Raw genomic sequence first — 1,330 nt, 5'->3', positions numbered from 1 at the left:
CTGACTGTGAGGGTGTGACAGCAGCCCAGCGGTGATGGGCTGTGGTCGTCGGTCTCGTTCGTGACTCCTCGCCTGACTGGCTTCGTGCCTTCCGCGCGACTTGTCCGTTCGGGATCGGCGACCCGGCCCGGTCGAGGTCTGCTGGCCTGATCAGGAGCTTGACCGGCGACGTTAGCGGCGTCGTCGTGTCCCGTCACAGTCCTGCCGTGACCTCTCCCGGACCGGATCAACGTCCATCCGGAGCTAGAGGAGGAACGCATGACCAGTCTGGCCGAAATCGCCGACATCGTCATCGGTGTCGACACCCACGTCGACACCCATACCGCCGCGATCGTGGACACCACGACCGGCGCCGTCCTGGACGAGATGACCATCGCGACCACCCCGCCCGGCTACCAGGACCTGCTGACCTGGGCCGACGATCACTGCCCGGCCCGGGCCTGGGCCATCGAAGGCACCGGCAGCCACGGCGCGGGCCTGACCCGGGCCCTGACCAGCGCCGGCGAGGTCGTCGTCGAGCTCGACCGACCCCAACGCGCCGCCCGCCGCCACGGCGCGAAGTCCGACCCCCTCGACGCGATCCGCGCCGCCCGCGAAGCCCTGACCCGACCCGTCCTCGGCACGCCCCGAGCCGGCGGACAACGCCAGGCCCTATCGGTACTGCTCGCCGCACGACGCTCCGCCGTCGACGCAGCAACGGTCGCTCAACGCCAGTTGTTCTCCTTGATCGTGGCCGCCCCCGAAACCCTGCGCGCGACCTTCCGCGGTGTGACCGGCCCCGAAAGGGTCAAGCGCGCCGCGGTCCTACGCGCCCACCGAGGCGACGACGTCGAGACCGCCACCACCCGCCAGGTCCTACGCACCCTGGCCCGCCGCGTCCAGGCCCTCACCACCGAGGTCGACACCCTCGAGAAGCAGATCACCGTCCTGGTCAAGGCCTGGCGGGCGGACCTGCTCGACCTGCTCGGCGTCGGCCCCATCGTCGCCGCGACCATCCTGTGCGCCTGGTCCCACCCCGGCCGGATCCACTCCGAAGCCGCGTTCGCGATGCTCGCCGGGATCGCCCCGATCCCCGCGAACAGCGGCCGCGTCACCACCCGATACCGCCTCAACCGGTACGGCGACCGCCAGCTCAACCGCGCCATCCACACCATCGTCCTGGCCCGCCAACGCTACGACGAAGCCACGAAGACCTACACCGCCCGCCGCACCGCCGAAGGCAAGACCCCACGCGAGATCCGCCGCTGCCTCAAGCGCTACGTCATCCGAGACCTCTACCGAACCCTCGAATCAGGCCCCACCACCCCTTGACGAACCATAGGAGCGTCGG

At 70.3% G+C, this 1,330-nt stretch carries 1 protein-coding gene; it reads left to right on the top strand.

The window, feature by feature from the left end:
* The first annotated feature begins 258 nt into the window (after positions 1 to 258).
* Positions 259 to 1,311 (top strand): IS110 family RNA-guided transposase, encoded by a 1,053-nt coding sequence (locus tag GGG17_RS02695; protein WP_154592261.1) that lies wholly within the window; start codon positions 259 to 261, stop codon positions 1,309 to 1,311.
* Positions 1,312 to 1,330 lie beyond the last annotated feature (19 nt).

Origin of the sequence: Arsenicicoccus cauae (assembly GCF_009707125.1) — a bacterium.
GTDB classification, from domain to species: domain Bacteria; phylum Actinomycetota; class Actinomycetes; order Actinomycetales; family Dermatophilaceae; genus Arsenicicoccus; species Arsenicicoccus cauae.
This window is presented reverse-complemented; position numbering and strand designations above follow the sequence as displayed.